This is a genomic window from Flavobacterium sp. 40-81 (assembly GCF_001898245.1).
Lineage (GTDB): Bacteria > Bacteroidota > Bacteroidia > Flavobacteriales > Flavobacteriaceae > Flavobacterium > Flavobacterium inviolabile.
The window spans coordinates 98,640-117,982 of record NZ_MKTM01000028.1 but is presented as its reverse complement, the minus strand read 5'-3'; the positions used below and the strand labels follow the sequence as shown (position 1 = coordinate 117,982).

The 19,343-nt window shown below is 37.8% G+C and carries 16 protein-coding genes; 4 read left to right on the top strand and 12 right to left on the bottom strand.

The features are described from left to right. Positions 1-76 precede the first annotated feature (76 nt). The 4 genes from BGO42_RS10965 to recR all read right to left on the bottom strand — a co-directional run bounded on the left by BGO42_RS10965 (position 77) and on the right by recR (position 4,924). Entirely contained in the window at positions 77-949 is an 873-nt protein-coding gene (locus BGO42_RS10965) for an ABC transporter permease (RefSeq protein ID WP_177732547.1), read from the bottom strand. Further along, the gene (locus tag BGO42_RS10960) at positions 949-3,405 is read right to left on the bottom strand and encodes an exopolysaccharide transport family protein (protein WP_273246389.1); all 2,457 of its coding nucleotides are present in this window, start codon (positions 3,403-3,405) and stop codon (positions 949-951) included. The genes BGO42_RS10965 and BGO42_RS10960 overlap by 1 nt, the downstream gene beginning before the upstream one ends. A 5-nt stretch (positions 3,406-3,410) precedes the next feature. Continuing rightward, entirely contained in the window at positions 3,411-4,208 is a 798-nt protein-coding gene (locus BGO42_RS10955) for a polysaccharide biosynthesis/export family protein (protein ID WP_273246390.1), read from the bottom strand. A 95-nt stretch (positions 4,209-4,303) separates the two neighbouring features. Further along, complete coding sequence (gene recR, locus BGO42_RS10950) at positions 4,304-4,924, bottom strand: recombination mediator RecR (protein ID WP_177732538.1); 621 nt, start codon at positions 4,922-4,924, stop codon at positions 4,304-4,306. A 110-nt stretch (positions 4,925-5,034) separates the two neighbouring features. Between recR and BGO42_RS10945 the strand changes: the two genes are divergently transcribed. Next, positions 5,035-6,540, top strand: coding sequence for a sodium:solute symporter (locus BGO42_RS10945; RefSeq protein WP_273246391.1), 1,506 nt, complete (start codon positions 5,035-5,037; stop codon positions 6,538-6,540). On the opposite strand, the gene BGO42_RS10940 is transcribed toward BGO42_RS10945, so the two are convergent. Next, positions 6,537-6,893, bottom strand: coding sequence for a CoA-binding protein (locus BGO42_RS10940; protein ID WP_273246392.1), 357 nt, complete (start codon positions 6,891-6,893; stop codon positions 6,537-6,539). The two genes, BGO42_RS10945 and BGO42_RS10940, sit on opposite strands and share 4 nt — an antisense overlap. A gap of 149 nt (positions 6,894-7,042) precedes the next feature. Here BGO42_RS10940 and BGO42_RS10935 point away from each other — a divergent pair, with 149 nt between their 5' ends. Continuing rightward, complete coding sequence (locus tag BGO42_RS10935) at positions 7,043-7,672, top strand: MarC family NAAT transporter (RefSeq protein WP_273246393.1); 630 nt, start codon at positions 7,043-7,045, stop codon at positions 7,670-7,672. Between the two features lie 82 nt (positions 7,673-7,754). Here BGO42_RS10935 and BGO42_RS10930 read toward each other — a convergent pair whose 3' ends face one another. Genes BGO42_RS10930 through BGO42_RS10920 form a run of 3 tightly spaced genes read right to left on the bottom strand, consistent with a single transcriptional unit; the run spans position 7,755 to position 12,569 of the window. Continuing rightward, positions 7,755-9,014 carry a T9SS type A sorting domain-containing protein gene (locus BGO42_RS10930; protein ID WP_177732526.1) on the bottom strand — a complete coding sequence of 420 codons (1,260 nt, stop codon included), beginning with the start codon at positions 9,012-9,014 and terminating at the stop codon, positions 7,755-7,757. Between the two features lie 17 nt (positions 9,015-9,031). Continuing rightward, the gene (locus BGO42_RS10925; protein WP_273246394.1) at positions 9,032-10,435 is read right to left on the bottom strand and encodes an HmuY family protein; all 1,404 of its coding nucleotides are present in this window, start codon (positions 10,433-10,435) and stop codon (positions 9,032-9,034) included. A 4-nt stretch (positions 10,436-10,439) separates the two neighbouring features. Further along, complete coding sequence (locus tag BGO42_RS10920) at positions 10,440-12,569, bottom strand: TonB-dependent receptor plug domain-containing protein (protein WP_273246395.1); 2,130 nt, start codon at positions 12,567-12,569, stop codon at positions 10,440-10,442. A 409-nt stretch (positions 12,570-12,978) separates the two neighbouring features. Here BGO42_RS10920 and BGO42_RS10915 point away from each other — a divergent pair, with 409 nt between their 5' ends. Then, on the top strand, positions 12,979-13,881 hold the full coding sequence (locus tag BGO42_RS10915) for a DUF6607 family protein (protein ID WP_177732518.1): 903 nt from the start codon (positions 12,979-12,981) through the stop codon (positions 13,879-13,881). 64 nt (positions 13,882-13,945) lie between these two features. Here the strand turns inward: BGO42_RS10915 and ctlX are convergent, their stop codons facing one another. Together ctlX and BGO42_RS10905 are read right to left on the bottom strand one after the other, a co-directional pair. Then, positions 13,946-14,884, bottom strand: a complete 939-nt coding sequence (gene ctlX, locus BGO42_RS10910; protein ID WP_177732516.1) for a citrulline utilization hydrolase CtlX — start codon at positions 14,882-14,884, stop codon at positions 13,946-13,948. 21 nt (positions 14,885-14,905) lie between these two features. After that, positions 14,906-15,820 (bottom strand): dimethylarginine dimethylaminohydrolase family protein, encoded by a 915-nt coding sequence (locus BGO42_RS10905; RefSeq protein ID WP_273246396.1) that lies wholly within the window; start codon positions 15,818-15,820, stop codon positions 14,906-14,908. Between the two features lie 191 nt (positions 15,821-16,011). Between BGO42_RS10905 and BGO42_RS10900 the strand changes: the two genes are divergently transcribed. Then, positions 16,012-16,383 carry a hypothetical protein gene (locus BGO42_RS10900; RefSeq protein WP_273246397.1) on the top strand — a complete coding sequence of 124 codons (372 nt, stop codon included), beginning with the start codon at positions 16,012-16,014 and terminating at the stop codon, positions 16,381-16,383. 58 nt (positions 16,384-16,441) lie between these two features. Here BGO42_RS10900 and BGO42_RS10895 read toward each other — a convergent pair whose 3' ends face one another. Together BGO42_RS10895 and eno are read right to left on the bottom strand one after the other, a co-directional pair. After that, positions 16,442-17,725, bottom strand: a complete 1,284-nt coding sequence (locus tag BGO42_RS10895) for a citrate synthase (RefSeq protein ID WP_177732507.1) — start codon at positions 17,723-17,725, stop codon at positions 16,442-16,444. A gap of 292 nt (positions 17,726-18,017) precedes the next feature. Beyond that, positions 18,018-19,310, bottom strand: a complete 1,293-nt coding sequence (gene eno, locus BGO42_RS10890) for a phosphopyruvate hydratase (protein ID WP_177732504.1) — start codon at positions 19,308-19,310, stop codon at positions 18,018-18,020. Between the last annotated feature and the right edge of the window lie 33 nt (positions 19,311-19,343).

Genomic DNA, 19,343 nt, shown 5'->3' with positions numbered 1-19,343 from the left:
CAAAAATCCGGGTTTCAATAAGAGTGTACAAATATAGTTGAATGTGTTTAATTTTTCCGGATATCGGTTTTCCAAATTATATGGTATCAATAAAGCTTTTTTCTGTTCTGTTGAATATGGTTAACCCGATTAGAAAAAGAAGTAATGTACTTCCTGCGGAATAAGCCAATCCCAGAATAGTAAAGGTTCCTTTTCCCAGAAAAGAGTATTTAAAAAACTCAAAAATACTCGTGAGCGGATTAACATATACCAACCAGTCATAACCTGCCGGTAATTCTTTTATAACCTGAGAAGTGGGATAGATAACCGGTGTGATATACATATATAACGAAACACCGAAGGAAACCACAAAAGTAAGATCCCGGTATTTCGTGGTAAGCGACGAAATGATCATCCCCAGTCCTAATGACATCAGTGCCATTACAATTAACAACAAGGGTGTAAACAGGATGGTCCATTGTGGAGCAATTGCAAAGCCTTTAAAAATATAATAGCCCAGAACGGCAATAAAAAGCAGGAACTGAATTCCGAATTTGAGCAAATTGGATATCGTAGTCGAAAGCGGCATGATTATTCTGGGAAAATATACTTTCCCGAAAATATTCTGATTGGTCTTAAAAGTATCGGAAGTGGTTTTAAAACATTCCGAAAAATAAAACCAAAGTGTATTTCCTGCTAAGGCAAATAAAAAATAAGGTATTCCGTCCGATTCTAGTTTTGCGATCTTAAAAAAGACAATAAACTGGATAATTGAAGTAACCAAAGGCTGGATTAAAAACCAAAGCGGCCCTAAAATAGTTTGCTTATAATAGGTAACCACATCCCTTTTCACAAACATCATCAGCAAATCACGATATTGCCAGATCCCGGTAAAATCAAACGATAGTAATTTCGCTTTAGGAGTAATCTCATACAGCCATTTATCTTTCTCAGTATTTTCAGTTATCATTACTTCTTCTTAAAAATTTGTGTTTTGATTTTTTCCCAGCGTGTTTTTTCTTTTTCTGTTTCTACATAACCATTGGCATACGTTCCGTAGCCGTAACCATAGCCATAACCGTAGCCGTAACCATATTTTGCCTTGCTTTCATAACCGTTCAGCACGATACTGATATTATTCAATTCGCCTCTTCGGTGTTTTTCATTTACAATGGCCAGCATACCTTTCTTAGTGATATTCTGTCTGACCACATAAATAGTAGCATCACAATACTGTGCCAGTTCCAGAGCATCCGATACCAATCCAACCGGAGAAGTATCCAGAATAATGTAATCGTATATCGTTTTTAACTCCTCGATCATTTCCTTCATCGCCTGGCTGATAATGAGCTCCGCCGGGTTAGGCGGAATCGGCCCGGAAGTAATCACATCCAGATAAGGAACATGTGTGTGCTGAACGATTTCCCCGATTGTTTTTTGCCCGATCAGGTAGTTTACCACTCCTATATTATTTTCAATATTGAAATCTCCAAATATTCTTGGTTTTCTTAAATCAAGTCCGACAATAACCGTTTTCTTTTCACTTAAAGCAAAAACAGTCGCCATATTAATAGAGCAGAATGTTTTTCCTTCGCCTCCAACAGAAGAAGTCACCATTAAAGTCTTGGTACCGTCAACCTTTTGTTTTTTATATAAAAACTGAAGCGAAGAACGAATGGAACGGAAAGATTCCGACAGCGGTGATTTTGGCCTTTCAAAAACAGCCATATTGGTTTCGGTATTCTTCTTCCCGACAACTCCGATTATCGGAATGGAGGTTAATTTTTCAATATCTTCCGTATTGTGAATAGAAGTATCCAGCAGGGTAATTGCAAATGCGATTAAAAGCGGAATCAATATTCCCAACAGCAATGCCAGAATATAATTCACACTGGTTTTAGGACCAAGCAGGCCTCCGCCAACATCCTTAGCCGCATCAATAAATTCGATGTCGGACACATTGGAAGCTTTTACAATATCTGCCTCACTTCTTTTCTGAAGAAAAGTACTGTAAATATTATCATTCAAATCGTACTTTCTGGTAATTTTAAGCAATTCCTGCTGTTCTTCCGGCAGTTGTTTGATGGTGCTTTCCGCTTCTCCTATCCTTCTGTTAATAACTCCCAGGTCAATCTTTATAGCATTCTTTGCCGAGTTTATGTTTTCCAGCAATACTCTCTTGGTAGCATCCATCTGATTATCGAACTCTTCAAATATCTTCTGGCTTTTAACAGAATATGCCATTTCCGAACGCTCCCGCGAAAACTGAATCAGCTTGGCCACGTTCATCACAATGTTGGGATCTTCAATCCCGGCAACCGTTGGAGCCGGCAATTTCGAATAATCGGTACTGCTCACCAGATAATTACTAAGGGAATTATAGTAATTCATCTTTCTGGCGATGGCATCTTTTTCGATATCAAAGTCCGTCAGTTTTTCCGTCAGTTTTTCACCGCCCCCCTGTAGCTGAAAGACATTCTTATCTTTTCTGAAATCCTTCAGTTCCTTTTCGGAGTTCTTTAACTGTCCTTCCATGGCAATTAAAGTACTGTCAATAAAGGCAATCGTATTTTTAGCAAACTGGTTTTTACTATCCAGCTGTTTTTTTCTCAGTACTTCTACGGTAGCATTTAAATAATCTACTAATCTTTTTTTGTTCGTTCCCTGTAAAGAAAGCCGGATTATAGACGCCGCTTTTGTATCGACTTCCACATTTAGTCCTTTATAACCTCCTACAGTTGCATCAAAACTATTAAAACGGATATAATAATCGTTACCGGTATACATCCCGGGATTATCGGTGATGAATAATTTAAAATTTAAAAATGGCAGCTGAACCGTTTCTCCAACTTTGTATCGTTTCACAAAATTACCGGGAACTACGGCTACATTTTGAGTAGTATTTGCCGCATAATTAAATGTCGTTACCGAAGTTTCCCCAAAAGGGATCATTAACTCATATTCCTTTTCATTCAGAAACTTAATCTGAACCGGAATTCCTGCCAGTTGTCCTTTATTTTTATCAATCGCAATATAAAAAGGGACTTCTCCATAAACATCCTGAAAAGTGTATTCCCCTTGTTTAAGGTAATCAATGTAATACTGGAGTTTATCAACTACATACTCGTTATGGGTTCTTGATTTTAACGTATTGATAACCGTTTGTACCTTATCTGAAGTTCCGCCCCAATTAAAAACCAAACTGGTATTGGACGTAAAGAAAGGATTGTTTTCATCTTTTACCACTATGGAAGCTTCCATACCATAGATTTTCTCCTTACGGATATTAACCTGATAGGCTATCGTGAAAGCAATGATTAAACTCACGATAAACCATTTCCAATAGCTGGCTATTTTTAAAAGAAAACCTTTAAAGTCAAAATTATTCTGATTTTCAAACAACGTGAAGTCCTTGGGATCCAGCATACGCTTTATAAATTTTTAAATAACAATAAAGTTGTTGTCACCAATGACAGCGCCGTGATGATGGTTGCCACAGATTGGACACCCGTTGTTCCGGTACCCCATGATTTTTGTTTGAGCGGCTTTACATAGATATAGTCATTTGGCTGAATATAATAAAAGGGCGACTGCATCGCTTTGGCATCCGTCAGATTGATCGTATGCATTTCCGTACCGTGCGGATACTGGCGTATCACAACAACTTCTTTTCGGTTACCGGTCATGGTAATATCTCCGGAGTTCGCAATGGCCTGCATGATGGTCACTTTATCCTGATAAAGTGTTTTGGTTCCCGGCACAGTAATCTCTCCATTAACGGTATAGCGCAAACCGGCCAGTTTAACATCAACAAAAATATTAGCTTCTTTTTTAAAGTATTCTTCTAAAAGCTGTTTTTCAATTTTCTGGCGAATTTCGTCCAGGGTATATCCCAAAACATTTACCTCACCCAGAACCGGCATCCGGATATTCCCGTGATCATTTACCGTAAAACCATTAAAATAGAGACTTTGGTCCGTTTCTGTCGTTTGCGTGGTAGATCCCAAAGCCGAAGGACTGAACATGTCTACTAATTTCTGATCCAGGGCTTTTATTTTTACACTCAGCACATCATTTGTCTGAACGCGGTAAGGTTTGGATATAACCGGATTAACAGCTACTGAAAGTGTATCCTTGCTGTAATTCTGCAAATACAATAAGTCTTTATTAGAAACACACGAAACCGAAAGAATTCCGATTACTAATAACACCCAAAATGTTTTTCCCATTCCAATGATTTTTGAAGAAACAAATATAGTTTTTCAAACGATAATTTTACAGTAATAATATACGTTTACCTTAAAAAGTTAATTTTTTAAAGTTCCTATGCATTTTTAATAGCATTTTCAAAAGGAATACGATGCAAAATACTTCTTCCGAGTGTCACCTCATCGGCATATTCCAATTCATCACCAATTGCTATTCCCCGCGCAATTGCCGAAATAACAATATTATAATCCTTAAGCTGCTTGTAGATGTAGAAATTGGTTGTATCGCCTTCCATCGTTGAGCTTAATGCAAAAATGATTTCCTTTATGTTTCCGGATTTTACTTTTTCAACCAGGGTTGTAATATTCAACTGGCTGGGTCCAACACCGTCTATAGGTGAAATTTTCCCGCCCAGTACATGGTACAATCCTTTAAAAAGACCGGTATTCTCCAGAGCCATTACGTCTCTTATGTCTTCAACAACACAAATAACGGACTGATCCCGCAACGGATTAGCACAAATGTGACAGACTTCTTCATCGGATATATTATGACATTGCGCACAAAAATTAATCTGCTCCCGCATTTGCAATAAAGCCGTTGTGAGTAATGCCGTCTGTTCCTTTGGCTGTTTCAGTAAATGCAGTACCAAACGCAAGGCTGTGCGTTTACCGATTCCCGGTAATTGCGACATTTCATTAACCGCTTTTTCCAATAATTTCGAAGAGAATTCCATAGGTACAAAAATACTCTTTTAATTTGATTTTTTTAAGTCGTTGCTAATTTGAAAAAGATGATTCCACAACAACATTTTTTTGTATTTTGGCTCACTCTAAAATTTAAGGAATGACACCATTTACCATACTTTCCATTATTATTGTTTATTTCGGTTTGTTGATTTTAATCTCCAATCTGGTAAGCAAAAAAGACCATAGTAATGATGCTTTCTTTAAAGCAAATAAAAACTCCAAATGGTATCTGGTAGCCTTTGGTATGATTGGAACGGCCCTTTCGGGAGTTACGTTTATATCGGTTCCGGGTGAAGTAGGTTCGCCAAACGGAGAGCAATTCAAATACTTTCAGTTTGTTTTAGGAAATGCCATCGGGTTTATTATCGTTGCAAAAGTACTGTTGCCGCTGTATTACCGAATGAATCTTACTTCGATTTACGGGTATATTGAAAACCGGCTGGGGCATTACAGTTACAAGGCCGCTGCCTCGATTTTCCTGTTGAGCCGGACTATCGGATCGGCATTCCGGCTGTACCTGGTCGTGATAGTATTACAGCGTTTTGTATTCGATTTTTATAATGTGCCGTTTTCGTTTACCGTTTTGATCTCGTTAGCTTTAATTTTTGCGTACACCTATAAAGGCGGACTAAAAACGATTATCATCACCGATACTTTACAAACCTTATTCCTGGTATCCTCGGTATTTTTTACCATCTATTTTATTTGCGACAGTCTGGATTACAACGCTGTTCAGGCTTTTGAAGCCATCAAGGAGAGCAACTATTCCAAAATCTTTTTCTTTGACGACTTTATCGGCAGCAAATACCATTTTATCAAACAGATTTTAGGCGGGATCTTTGTGACCATTGCCATGGTTGGTCTGGATCAGGATTTAATGCAGAAGAACCTGAGCTGTAAAAATATTGGCGAAGCACAAAAAAACATGTTTACCTTCACCGGGATCTTTGTGATCATCAATTTGTTTTTCCTTAGTGTGGGTGCCCTTTTATACATTTATGCTTCTAAAAACGGTATTTCCGTTCCTCTGGATGCAATAACCGGGAAACCGAGAACGGATTTACTATTTCCGGAAATCGCGTTCAATCACTTAACGCTTATCCCGTCGATTGTTTTCCTGTTAGGACTTACTGCCGCTACATTTGCCACAACCGATTCGGCATTGACCGCCTTAACAACTTCTTTCTGTGTGGATTTCCTGGGAATGGACAAGGCCGAAAATGCCAATAAGCCGAATATTGTCAGAACCCGTCATTTGGTGCATATCTCTTTTTCCCTGCTGATGTTCCTTGTGATTATCATTTTCAATCAGATCAATGATGCTTCGGTAGTGAGTATGATTTTCAGGATAGCTTCCTATACTTACGGTCCGTTATTAGGACTATACAGCTTCGGGCTGTTTATGAAAAACAAGACCGTACACGACAAATTAGTTCCTTTTGTCTGTATCCTTTCACCGGCCTTAACCTTTTTATTAAGCCAGAATTCCAAATTGTTTTTCGGAGATTATGTTTTCGACAACGAATTGATCATTATAAACGGACTGATCACTTTTATCTTATTGTTGTGCATCAGCAAACCGGCTGCCGGTAAAACTGCTTAAAACTGATTTGTAGCCAGCAGTACCAAAGTACAGGCTACTTCCGTTTCGATATTATTCGCTTTCAGCAAACTGTAAAATTCCGGGTTTTCTGTTCCCGGATTGAAGATAACACGCTTCGGATGCAGACTGATGATATACTCATAATATTCTTTCTGCCGTTGCGGATTGAGGTATAAGGTCACGGTATGTACCGCTTCGAACGGAACTTTTTCCGTTTCGATTGCCACACCGGCAACCACATCTTTTCTTTGCCCGATTGCCACTACTTCATGCTGGTGTTTCAGCAAACTATTTACTGCCATATAAGCATAACGCTCCGGATTTGAGGAAGCCCCTATTACCAATGTTTTCATGCTGCTGCGATTTATTACCCTAAAATTACATAATTATCGCTGATTTTCTTACATTACCAATACAATATAACATTGATTTATCATAACTTTGAGATAACACTCACCTAAAGTAGTTTGAGATATTAACCTTTTATTTTGCAACAAAAACTATGGAATTATTTATTTACATTTTTGCAGCTGTATTTTCTGTATTGAATCCTTTGGGTGCCGTTCCTATCTTTGTGGGACTAACTCATAACGACACAAAAGCCGAACGTTCCAGAACGTCTTTATGGACTGCCGTAAATGTTTTTATAATCTTAATTATCTCGTTCTTTATCGGAGAATATGTATTGAAATTTTTCGGCATCAGTATCGATGCCTTACGAATAGCAGGAGGACTGATCATTGTAAACTCCGGATTTGCCCTGTTATCGGGAAAATTCAGTAAAACCAGAGGAGTTAATAAAAAAGTGGCTAACGATGCCCAAAAAAGAAGCGATATCGCTTTAACGCCACTGGCAATACCCATGCTTGCCGGACCGGGCTCTATTTCTTTATTAATTGCCTTTTACCAGGACTTTCAGGAAGTATATGAGAAAGCTATTGTCTGCTCTGCGATCTTAGCTGTTGCGCTGTCTATCTTTATTATTCTGAGAAGTGCCCATTATTTATCCCGGATCCTGGGAGCATCCGGAATTGTTGCCATTTCAAGGATAATTGGTTTTATTGTTATCGCTATCGGAATACAATACATTAGCAGTTCCATTGTGAACATCCTGAAAACGGTTGCTTCATAAACGAAAGAAAGAGATTTCAAATAATTGAAATCTCTTTCTAAAAACAAAAACAAACATTTAAACTAACTACTCAATAGGGAAACTATTTAAGTATTACTTTTTTAGTAATAACATTATTTCCCGCCTCAAGATTCAATATATAAATACCGCTTCCTAAAGAAGATAAATTAATCTCTTTATTGTAGAAGCCTTGTGTATTATCGATTGCTGTTTCAAAAACTTTTGCTCCAGTCATCGAGTAAATACTCACTTTATTCTTGGTATCCATATTTTCTTTTAAATCGTAAATCAAGTTGATTTTTTTGTCTAATGACGGATTTGGATAAATTCCGAAAGCTATTTTATCTTCAAATGATTCTGTTCCTAAAGAAGCGGTAACATCCTGGTAGTTGAATGTAATAACACCTGTACTGGAACCTACAAAGCTTGTAAATACTACTCTGTAAACACTTCCGTTAGCCAGTTTCACATAATAGGCTTTATTCCCGTCAATAGTATAAGTACTTCCTGTGAATGTTTTCCAGTCGTACCCGATAGTATTGATTGCTGTAGCAAAATTCAGGTTAGCAGTATTCATTACTCCTCCCGGCTCATTATTTTTTGCAACTTTAACATCCGGATGGTGTAAAGCACCTGTTACCTGGTACTTTGTAGTACTTCCACCCATTGGATAATCTGTTGTGAATTTTGTAAAGATCAAATCCCAATCTGCACTTGCAGGCTCAGCAATAACCGGTGCATTTGTCTCTAAAGAGAAATAGTTAAAGATGTTATTCGGGTTTGAAGTATTGGATACCACCTGAGTCTGATCTGCACCCCAAGCCGTACCGTTCCATGTAGAATATGTAAAAGTATATCCAGCAAAGAAATCATCCATTTTGAACTTTTTGTATGTTCCGTTAGGATATTTCAAAACAAAAATGATACTTCCTGTTACATGGTGATTCGCCGGGTTGTATTCTCCCCATCCGTAAGTAGCTGTACCTTGTTCTAAAGCTCCTTCTGTCCATACAGTATCACTGTTGTAAAGTCTTGTCCAGCTTGACTGAGCTGCTGTACTTACATCAACTGTAGCCCAGTTACTGATATTATTGGAAACCTGGTAGATCTCAATTCCTTTAGCATCATTTATTCTCGTAGCAAAAGAGAAAGAGCTTTTTCTGTAAAAAGCAAGATCCCAGGAACTGTGAGGGTAAACATTGTTTGCTGTAGGATTGGAGAACTTAAAAAATGCCTGATTAGCATAAGCAGGTCCCATTGTCACAGTACCCTGTTGAACAGCCTGAGCACTTGCAAATGAACTGACCAGTATTGCTGCTAAAAATAGTATTCTTTTTTTCATGGTAAAAAAATTTATGATTATTGTACAAGTTTATATTCAAATTTCGGATACCCTCTCACTCCGCTTTCATTTAAGAACTCCAGCATTCTGATTTTATAGTAGTTTCCGTCAATATCTTTTATTACATAGAATCGGTCTGTAAAAGCACTTCCGTTGAATACATCTCTCCATTCCGCTCCGATTACACGCTGATCGTCAGAGAAATTGCTCTCAACGATATTGTTCATACCGAAATTGTTATAGTTAACACTGCCCGATACATTCACCCGGTAACCTTTTACACCACCTTTAAGGTTATTCACAACAAAATCAGAATAACCATAAGAACCGGAACCGGCAATCTCATTTGTAAATACGGTAAAGCTCAGATCCCATAATGCTTTTTGCGGCTCTACATTTACAATGTTTTGAGTTTTCAGGCTAAAAAACGTGAAGTTATAATCCTGGTTTTTAGCAATCGTAACCTGTTGGTGTGTTGTACTGTTCAAATCGGCATATTGCAATACATAGCTATCGCCGTCTCTAAGAATTTTAATTTTTTTCCAGCCTCTTGGATTTCCTGCAATAGCAACGCTTCCCGGTGCCGGAGCAGTTGTTCCAACTTCATATCCCATGTTTACCAAATACACATGGTTTTCGGCATTATTAGCCGAGATTGCAGCAATTGCCGTTTGGTTAATATCTCCGTTTGGCGCATCTACATAATTCATATTGGACTGCTCAAAAGTTCCCACAGCAACCAAAGGTTTAAAAGCACTTACACTGGCTTCCGTAACCGCATCAATATTTGTTTCCTCTAATTTTTTCACTGCCATATAGACCGATCCGTTTATGGTCACTCTAAATTGGTTCCCGGAATAAAATCCAAGATCCCAGCTGTCTCTTCTCGCTTTCGACATAAAGTCTTTGCTTAAATCCACAAAAACCTGATCGCCTTCATTTGGTCCGCCTACTTCCGGTAAAAGTGTCGCTCCTAATGATCTCTGGAAAGAAACCAATGATGTTGTATAACCCTGAATGGATGTTTCCCCTACATAGTTGATCGCGATAACTTCTAACAAAATAGATTTATCATCCGTATCAAAAGGGTAAATTAAGTTTTTGAATGTAAAGTTCAGTTCGCTTTGTCCTTTTGTAAAAGGTAGTTCCATCACACCGTTTCCAGCTGCCGGGACAGTACTGAAATCCACTCCGTAACTGGCATTCGTAGGCGATACTTTTACCGAAACTTTTCCATCATTTTTTGCCGGTTCCGAGAAAATCATTTTCATTTCTCTTTCGTCATGAATTAACGAGAAATCGATTGATTGTTTTTCAAAAGATACCACAAAAGGCTGTTGAGCCACCTGCTCGTTTTTCTCACAGGAACCTAGTATGAACAAAGAAAGAAAAAAGGCTATTTGATATATTTTTGATTTCATATTATTAGAAATTTAATTTATATAAAAGTTTTAAAAAGTATGATCTTCCGTATCCCATCAGGATATTCGTAGCAGCTCCGGTATGTGCTCCACCTTCGGCTGCGGTCGTATTGATCGTTGTGATGTCTAAAATATTTCTGGCTCCGATTGTTGCTTCCAACGATTTATTCAAAAACGATTTTTTAACCGTAGCATCCAGCCAGGTGAAAGGGTTTTGTTTTCCTCTTTCGGTCACCGTTTGATTTTGGTCATTGGTTCTTCCTACAAACTGATACTGAGGTCCGTTATATTTAACGTAAGCCGAGAAAACCGTTTCCCATTTTGGCACCAAATAAGAAGCATTGGCATTTAGCTGAACCGCATATAGAAAATCATCATTAGAATCTGTTGAGCTGTCTAAAACTTTTGCTGTTCCGGCAAACGTTACCCCAAAGTTTCCGGTAAAGTTTTTATATTTTGCCGTGTTGGTCAGGGAAAGTCCCCAGGTTTTATACACATCAATATTGTTATACTGGTAAACTAACGGTGAGTTTTGTATGATGATCATTTCAATTCTGTCCTTTACATCAAGATACCAGGCCGATAATTTATTCTGCATTGTAAACGATTCGTTTAGTTTTGAATCTTTTTTCAGGTGAAGGAAAACAGATTTTCCCTGTTCCGGATTAAGGTTCGGATTTCCCTGAATATTGTGGTTTACGTCAACCATATAGGTGTACAACTCTTCGTATGTTGGCAATTTAGGAGCGGTTCCTACGATACCTCTCAATTCATAACCGTTATCAAAAACATATTTAGAACTTAAAGACAATGCTGCCTGCTGGTCAAACTGTGATGATAATAACAAACGGATACCCGGGCGGATAGAAAATCTTTTATTCAGGTTTATTTCAGATGACGTAAAAAAGTCATACGAATTCAATTCTCTTTTAATATTCTCTCCGTTAAAGAAACCTGCCAGGCTGGTAACATAACCGTTAATGCTGTTTATTTCATACCCTAACTGAACATTATAAGTATCATTTTTCAGGAAATTTGAGAAATTCCCTTTAGAATAAAATGCTTTTCGGTATTCGTATTCTAAATTTTCCGTTCCGAAATGTTCCTGTGAACGGATTCTGTAATTGTATTTTTCTAAATCTCTGTTTTGTTGCTGGTACGAGAAAGACACATCATAGTTCAATCCGTTGTCGCTCAGTTTTCCGGAAGCGTTTAAATGGTGGTAATAACGTGTTGATGTATAGATTTCATCTTTTGCAACCGGGTTGTTCGTTTGCGTTGCCGGATTCTCATTCATTTGTACATCGGCACTAAAACGATCTGTAGTTTCCCGGAAAAATTCGAACTTATAGAAAAGTCTGTAGTTTTTAGTAGTGTAAGCTAATAATGATTTGGCATTGATTTGCTGTTTCGGTAACCATTCGTACCCTCTTAAACCATCATTAAACAAGTAGTTTTCACCCATTCTGTTGTTCCAGAAACCTTTAAAGTCATTACGGGTAAATAAGGCATTGGCATAAAACTTATCGGAAAAATTATGTCCGATTTTAATGGACTGAATATGTCTTCCTTTGTCTTTAAAGTTGTATTCTTTACCAACGGTTTCTTCCTGGATGTATGGGGTGACTTCCCATTTGTGTTCCGACGATTTCTTGGTAATAATGTTGATAATTCCCGATACGGCATTTGCACCATAATCAACTCCCATAGATCCTTCAACAATTTCGATCTGCTGAATATCATCTAAATTGATCTGGGTTAAATCGGTATTGTTCCCCAAACCTTCGTCATTGATGACTGGAATATTATCGACAAGAATTTTAAAATATTGTGAATCCAAACCAAACAGCTGTACTCCTGATTTTCCGGTGGAAGCATTTGGGATAATATTGATATTTAACGTCTGATTCAACAAATCGGCTAAATTGTTTCCTGCCTGTCTGTCTATATCAGCACGGGTAATCACTTTAACTTCAAATACTGATTTTTTTACCGACTGAGGATTATACTGTCCCGTTACTACTACTTCCTCCAGATGGTTCACTTTACCAGGAATACTGTCTTTTTCCTGTGCTACACCAACAAAGGCATTAAATAAAAACAGACCGCCGTATATTTTTGATTTAAAATTCATTCTTTATTTTATTTTACTCTCTTTATAATTATTGTTATTCCAGCTGTTCCTGAATCCCTGGGTTTACCAACAGTTGTAATAAGATCATTTCTGTTTTTCCGGTTTTATTTGCCTCCGGAAAAACCGGAAAAAGAAATTATTGACCGTCTGCAGCAATCCCGCAAAGACACTCAACATCCAAAAAAATCAATTTCTGGAACTTCCCAATCCCCCGGCAAACAAGCTTTTCTTTTTGAATTATTTCCCAAAAAACATTTAGTATTCTAAATTTCAGCTTATTGGCAAAAACAGCATTAAAATCAATTTAGAATTAATCTTAATAATATATTTTTTTGCAAATGTATGTTTTATTTTTATTCGTTCTAAATAAATTTAATATTTTTGCACAAGAAATTTTAATCAATACATAATGAGAAATCTAAAACAAAAGGCAACTCTTGCTTTTTTATTTGCAGTAATGTTAGGTAATGCTCAGGGCAATAAAAAGAAACAGGACACGGATGCGATCAAGTCAATGTGTGGCTGTTATGAAGTAGAATTCAACTTTGCAGAGACGTTTAAAACAACTAAAGACGAGAACTACAAGCCATCACCAACAAAGTATGACAAAGGATTGGAATGGGTAGAACTGGTTGAAGATAAATCAAACAAAATCGTAATGCAGCATTTATTGATTGTGGGCGATACGATGATTGTAAAGCACTGGAGACAGGATTGGGAATTTGAAAACACAAACCTGTACCTGTTTGACAAAGGAACTTCATGGAAATTTACAACATTACCAAAAGCTGCAGTAAAAGGACAATGGACGCAACGTGTATACCAGGTAGACGACAGCCCGAGATATGAAGGAACTGCTACATGGGTTCACGTAGATGGAACATCTTATTGGAGAAATTTCGCTGATGCTCCACTTCCAAGAAGAGAGCACACTATCAGAAATGATTACAATGTTTTAAAAAGAAGAAATATTCATGAAATCACAAAATACGGCTGGTTACATGAACAAGACAACGAAAAAGTTTTAAGAGAAAACGGAAAAGACGTTGTACTTTCTCAGGAAAAAGGACTTGACCTTTACAAAAAAGTAGCCGATTCAAAATGTATTGCTGCACAAAAATACTGGAAAGAGAACAAAGCTATGTGGAAAAACGTTCGTGACAAATGGCAATCTATTTTCGACAGAAACAAAGATCTTAATTTAGAAGACAAAGTAAACCGTAAATCATTATTCGGTTATTTGTTCGACCTGAAAGGGGACACTCCTAAAGCTGAAACCGATAAAATTATTGACAGTTTTGTAAAAAACTAAGCATTGATTAAACAATAAAAAAACCGCTTAATAAGCGGTTTTTTTTATTTTCTTTTTTAACGTACTACTCTGCTTTCGGCAAAAATACTTCCGCCATCATACAACGGGCACTTCCACCGCCGCAAGCTTCAATAGTATCCAGGCTCGAACTTAAGATCTCACAGTGTTTTTCCAGTTTTGCCAGCTGATCTTTCGTTAAACTCTGATGTGCAGCAGCACTCATAATCAAATAACGCTTATCCTCCGCTCCTCTTACCTGAAGCATATTTCCGGCAAAATTGTTAACCTGATCTTCTGTAATCAAGACAATCTCTTTGCCATCCGATTTTAAACAGTCTAAAACCATTTTGCGTTCTTTGGCATCATCAATACTATCTGCACAGATTACCGCAAAAGTTTCTCCCAGACACATCATGACATTGGTATGATAAATCGGTTTTCGCTCTCCGTCCACCGTTTGAAAAGCTTCAAAAATAACCGGGTTCATTTCGAAGTCTTCACAAAATTCAATCATCAGCTCTTCATTCGCTCTTGGTGATAACGCACAGTACGCTTTCCCGTTTTCACGGTCTAACAGCAAACTTCCCGTTCCTTCCAGGAACAATTCATCTTCTTCTGCAGAGGTATAGTCCACAATGTTGTTAATTTCAAAACCGTGATCTTCCAGGATATCCAGTACATCCTCTCTTCTCTCCATACGTCTGTTTTCGGCAAACATCGGATACAAGGCCACATCACCGTTTTCATGGAAAGAAATCCAGTTATTCGGGAAAATACTGTCCGGAGTGTCCGGACTTACCGTATCTTCAACAACAATAACATTAACGCCTGCATTTTTTAGTTTTTCAACAAAATTATCAAACTCTTCCTGTGCTTTTGCGTTTACCGTAGCCGGCAATAAATTGTCCAGTACTTTTTGGTAATAGTTATTTACTGCTGTCTGCTCATTCATCCTGAACGCAACAGGACGAATCATCAATATCGTGTTAGTAGTCTGTTTCATACTTTTTATTTTTTCCTTTTATTAGTCCCTGATTAAAGGCAATGTAGAACATCTCAAAAGCCCTTCCTGTTTTGCAATTTCGGCATAAGGAACTTCTTCAACGGTAATTCCCTTATTTCTCAGCCAATTATTCAATCTTGTAAAATTTCTTTCCGAAACCACAACATCCGGCGCAATAGAAAACACATTTGAAAACATATAATACATTTCCTCCCGCTCAATGTGGAACAGGTTTTCTTTACCAAAAAGGTTCACTAAAAACATATAGTCGGCTTCTTCTCTGAATCCGCTTTTATAAATGATTCCTTTATCTGTTCCTACCGGCTGGAAACAACAATCCAGGTGCAGTGCATTATCTCTTGGTTCAATCTTCGATTTTACCAGATCAAATTCTTTTACGATTTTATGCGGGAATAGTTTTTTAATATAGTCCACACCGGCCATATTGGTTCTTGCCGTGATATAGTCTTTATAATCGCTTCCTTTATAAGTTCCTATAAAAACATAGTCGTTCCAAACCATTACATCGCCACCTTCAATGTGTACTTCTTCCGGCGGGCGAACAACTTTTTTGGGATCAATCTGATCTATTACATACTGGATAGCATCCAATTCTCTTTCTCTGTCGGGTAAAATGTTTGCTTTTACAAAAACATCGTCAATAACGAATCCAATATCTCTGGAAAAAATCTGGTTGTAGTTTTCAATTATTTCCGGGCGGAAGACTTTTACTTCATATTTCTGAAAAACTTCATCAAGAGCCTGCATTTCTTTTACCATATCTGCTTCAACCGGATAGGTCCCTGCTTTTATATGCTCTAATGATTTCGGATCATACGCTTCCTCTATCGAGGGCGTTGGTCCATTGTTTACGGCTGTTCCTAAAACTACGGCTCTAAGCCGTGACGTTTCGTTTTTTACATTTAAATTCAACATAGCTTTTGGCTTTTGGCAAATATAAACAAAGGGCTTTGATAAACGAAAAACTCCCCTTGAAATCTAAGCATTACAGTGTTAATTTATCCTTAATCCGCTCTGTTTCAATACTAAATAATCGTCAAGTATACTTTTAAAAAGCTGACAAATATTATTTTTTTTAATACATTTACTTTTAAAAATATAAAATTATGGGATTATCGAGTTTTTTTAGTTCACTTTTCGGAAAAGCAAAGCAGAGTACGGAAGATTTAGGAGATAAGGTCAGCAGCACAGCCGATACCGCGGTTGACAAGGTAGAATCCTTCACGGAGGATGTAGTAGAAAAAGTTTCGGAAGTAGCCGACAGCGCTTCTCAAAAACTGGAGGAAATGGGTGTTTCGGAAAAAGTCAATGATTTTATCGATACTGCCAAAGAAAAAATAGCCGATGCCGGCGAGTGGATCGAAGACAAGGCTACGGATGCTAAAGAAGCTTTATCGGACGTGATCGAGAAGACGGAAAACAAAATTGAAGAGGTAACCGGTGATGCCGCTGAAGAGGCGGAAAAACCGGCAGAATAAAGCAATAAAAAAGCCCTGAAGTACTTCGGGGCTTTTTTTATTCAATATTGACAGCTTACTATCTTTCGTTCATTGGTTTAAAAGAACGCAACGGGTGTCCAACATATACCTGACGCGGACGACCGATAGGTTCTTTGTTAACACGCATTTCTCTCCATTGTGCAATCCATCCCGGAAGACGTCCGATAGCAAAAAGTACCGTAAACATATCCGTAGGGATTCCTAAAGCACGGTAGATAATTCCGGAATAGAAATCTACGTTTGGATACAGGTTTCTTGATTTGAAATACTCATCCTGTAAAGCAGATTCTTCAAGTTTTTTAGCGATGTTCAAGATTGGGTCATTAACACCTAATGTTGCCAATACTTCATCTGCAGCTTTTTTAATGATTTTAGCACGCGGATCGAAGTTTTTGTACACACGGTGACCAAATCCCATTAAACGGAAAGGATCGTTCTTATCTTTCGCTTTTGCAAGGTATTTATCTGCATCACCACCATCTTTCTGGATTTCTTCCAGCATTTCCAATACTGCCTGGTTTGCTCCTCCGTGAAGTGGTCCCCATAAAGCGGAAACTCCTGCCGAAATGGAAGCGAATAAACCTGCATGTGAAGATCCAACCATTCTCACAGTTGAAGTAGAACAGTTTTGTTCGTGATCAGCATGTAGAATAAACAATTTATCCAATGCATCCACGATAACCGGGTTAATTGTATAAGGACTTGTTGGCAATTCGAACATTAAACGTAAAAAGTTCTCTACATAACCTTTGGTGTTATCGTAGTAGTTTAATGGGAAACCAGATGTTTTTCTGAAAGTCCATGTAGCTAAAACTAAAAATTTACCCATTGTTTTACAAACAGCAGTGTACATTTCGTCTTCGTTTTCTACATTGACAACTTTCGGATTAAATGCGGTTAAAGCACTTGTCAATGAAGATAAAACACCCATTGGATGAGCCGTTTTAGGAAAACCATCAATGATGTTTTTCATTTCTTCATTTACCAAAGTATATTTTCGAATATCGTTTTCGAATTTTTCTAACTGAGCAGCTGTTGGCAATTCACCGAAAATAACCAAATAAGAAACTTCTAAAAAGTTGGCTTTCTCAGCTAAATCTTCAATAGCATAACCTCTGTAACGAAGGATACCTTCTTCTCCGTCAAGGAAAGTAATTTCACTCTTACAAGATCCTGAATTTTTATACCCCGGATCAAGCGTAATCGCGCCAGTTGCAGCACGTAATTTCTCAATATCGATAGCAACCTCTTTCTCACTTCCTTCGATTACCGGAAATTCATATTTGTTGCCATCAATTTCTAATATTGCAGTTTTTGACATGTTTGTATTAGGAATTAAATGTAAAATATTTTTGTTATCTGCGAATTTAAGAAATTCCAACGGATATCTCAAGAAAATCACATAAGGAAATCGTTAATTATTCCGTAAAAATTGGGGGTAAAAATTACATTTTTCACATTTTTAACCACCGGAAAACCGGCCTCAAAATACAGGCTCTTTCAAACCGTTATTTATCCCTTAAAAAAGTTAGCTTTATCACAGGAATCCCCTTTTACAAACAAAAAAACCTGATAATAACTATCAGGTTTTTTCAAATATCGTTTTAATTGCTTTATTTCACTTTAAAAGCTCTTTCCTGAGGGAAATAAGCCACTTCGGCTAATTCTTCTTCTATTCTAAGCAATTGATTGTATTTTGCCATACGATCTGAACGGGAAGCCGATCCGGTTTTGATCTGACCGCAATTTAACGCCACAGCCAGGTCGGCAATGGTATTGTCTTCCGTTTCTCCGGAGCGGTGTGACATTACAGAAGTATATCCGGCATTATGTGCCATATTTACCGCTGCTATCGTTTCGGTTAAGGTTCCGATCTGGTTTACTTTAATTAAAATGGAATTGGCAATATTCTCTTCAATTCCTCTTGACAGGCGTTGTACGTTTGTTACAAACAAATCGTCCCCTACCAATTGTACTTTATCACCGATTTTCTCTGTTAACAGTTTCCAGCCGTTCCAGTCGTCTTCATACATCCCGTCTTCGATTGAAATAATCGGGTATTTAGCCGCTAATTCAGCCAAATAAGCCGCCTGCTCTTCTGAGGTTCTGATTTTCCCGGTGGCGCCTTCAAATTTAGTGTAATCGTATTTTCCGTCTACATAAAATTCAGAAGCGGCACAGTCCAATGCAATTTTAATATCTTCCCCGAAAGTATACCCTGCATTTTCTACCGCTAATTTGATAGAATCCAGAGCATCTTCGGTACCTCCGGCTAAATTTGGTGCAAAACCACCTTCATCGCCAACAGCAGTACTTAATTTTCTGTCGTGTAATACTTTTTTAAGATTATGGAATATTTCCGTACCCATTTGCATAGCATGTGTAAAGTTCTGAGCTTTTACCGGCATGATCATAAATTCCTGAAAAGCGATAGGCGCATCAGAATGTGATCCTCCGTTAATAATGTTCATCATCGGTACCGGCAAGGTATTGGCAGATACACCACCAACATAACGATACAACGGCATTCCCAATTCGTTAGCGGCTGCTTTTGCCACTGCCAGCGATACTCCTAAAATAGCGTTTGCTCCTAAATTGGATTTATTTGGTGTTCCATCCAATTCAATCATCATTTTATCAATCGCATTTTGCTCAAAAACCGACATCCCAACAATTTCCGAAGCAATAGTTGTATTTACATTTTCAACTGCTTTTAAAACTCCTTTTCCCATGTAGGCTTTTCCGCCATCGCGCAACTCTACAGCCTCATGTTCTCCGGTTGATGCTCCGGATGGCACTGCTGCTCTTCCTAAAACACCATTTTCTGTATATACATCTACTTCTACGGTAGGATTACCTCTTGAATCTAATATTTGTCTTGCGTGAACTTTTATAATCATGCTCATAATCTGATACTTTAATTTGGTTAACTTCTTTCG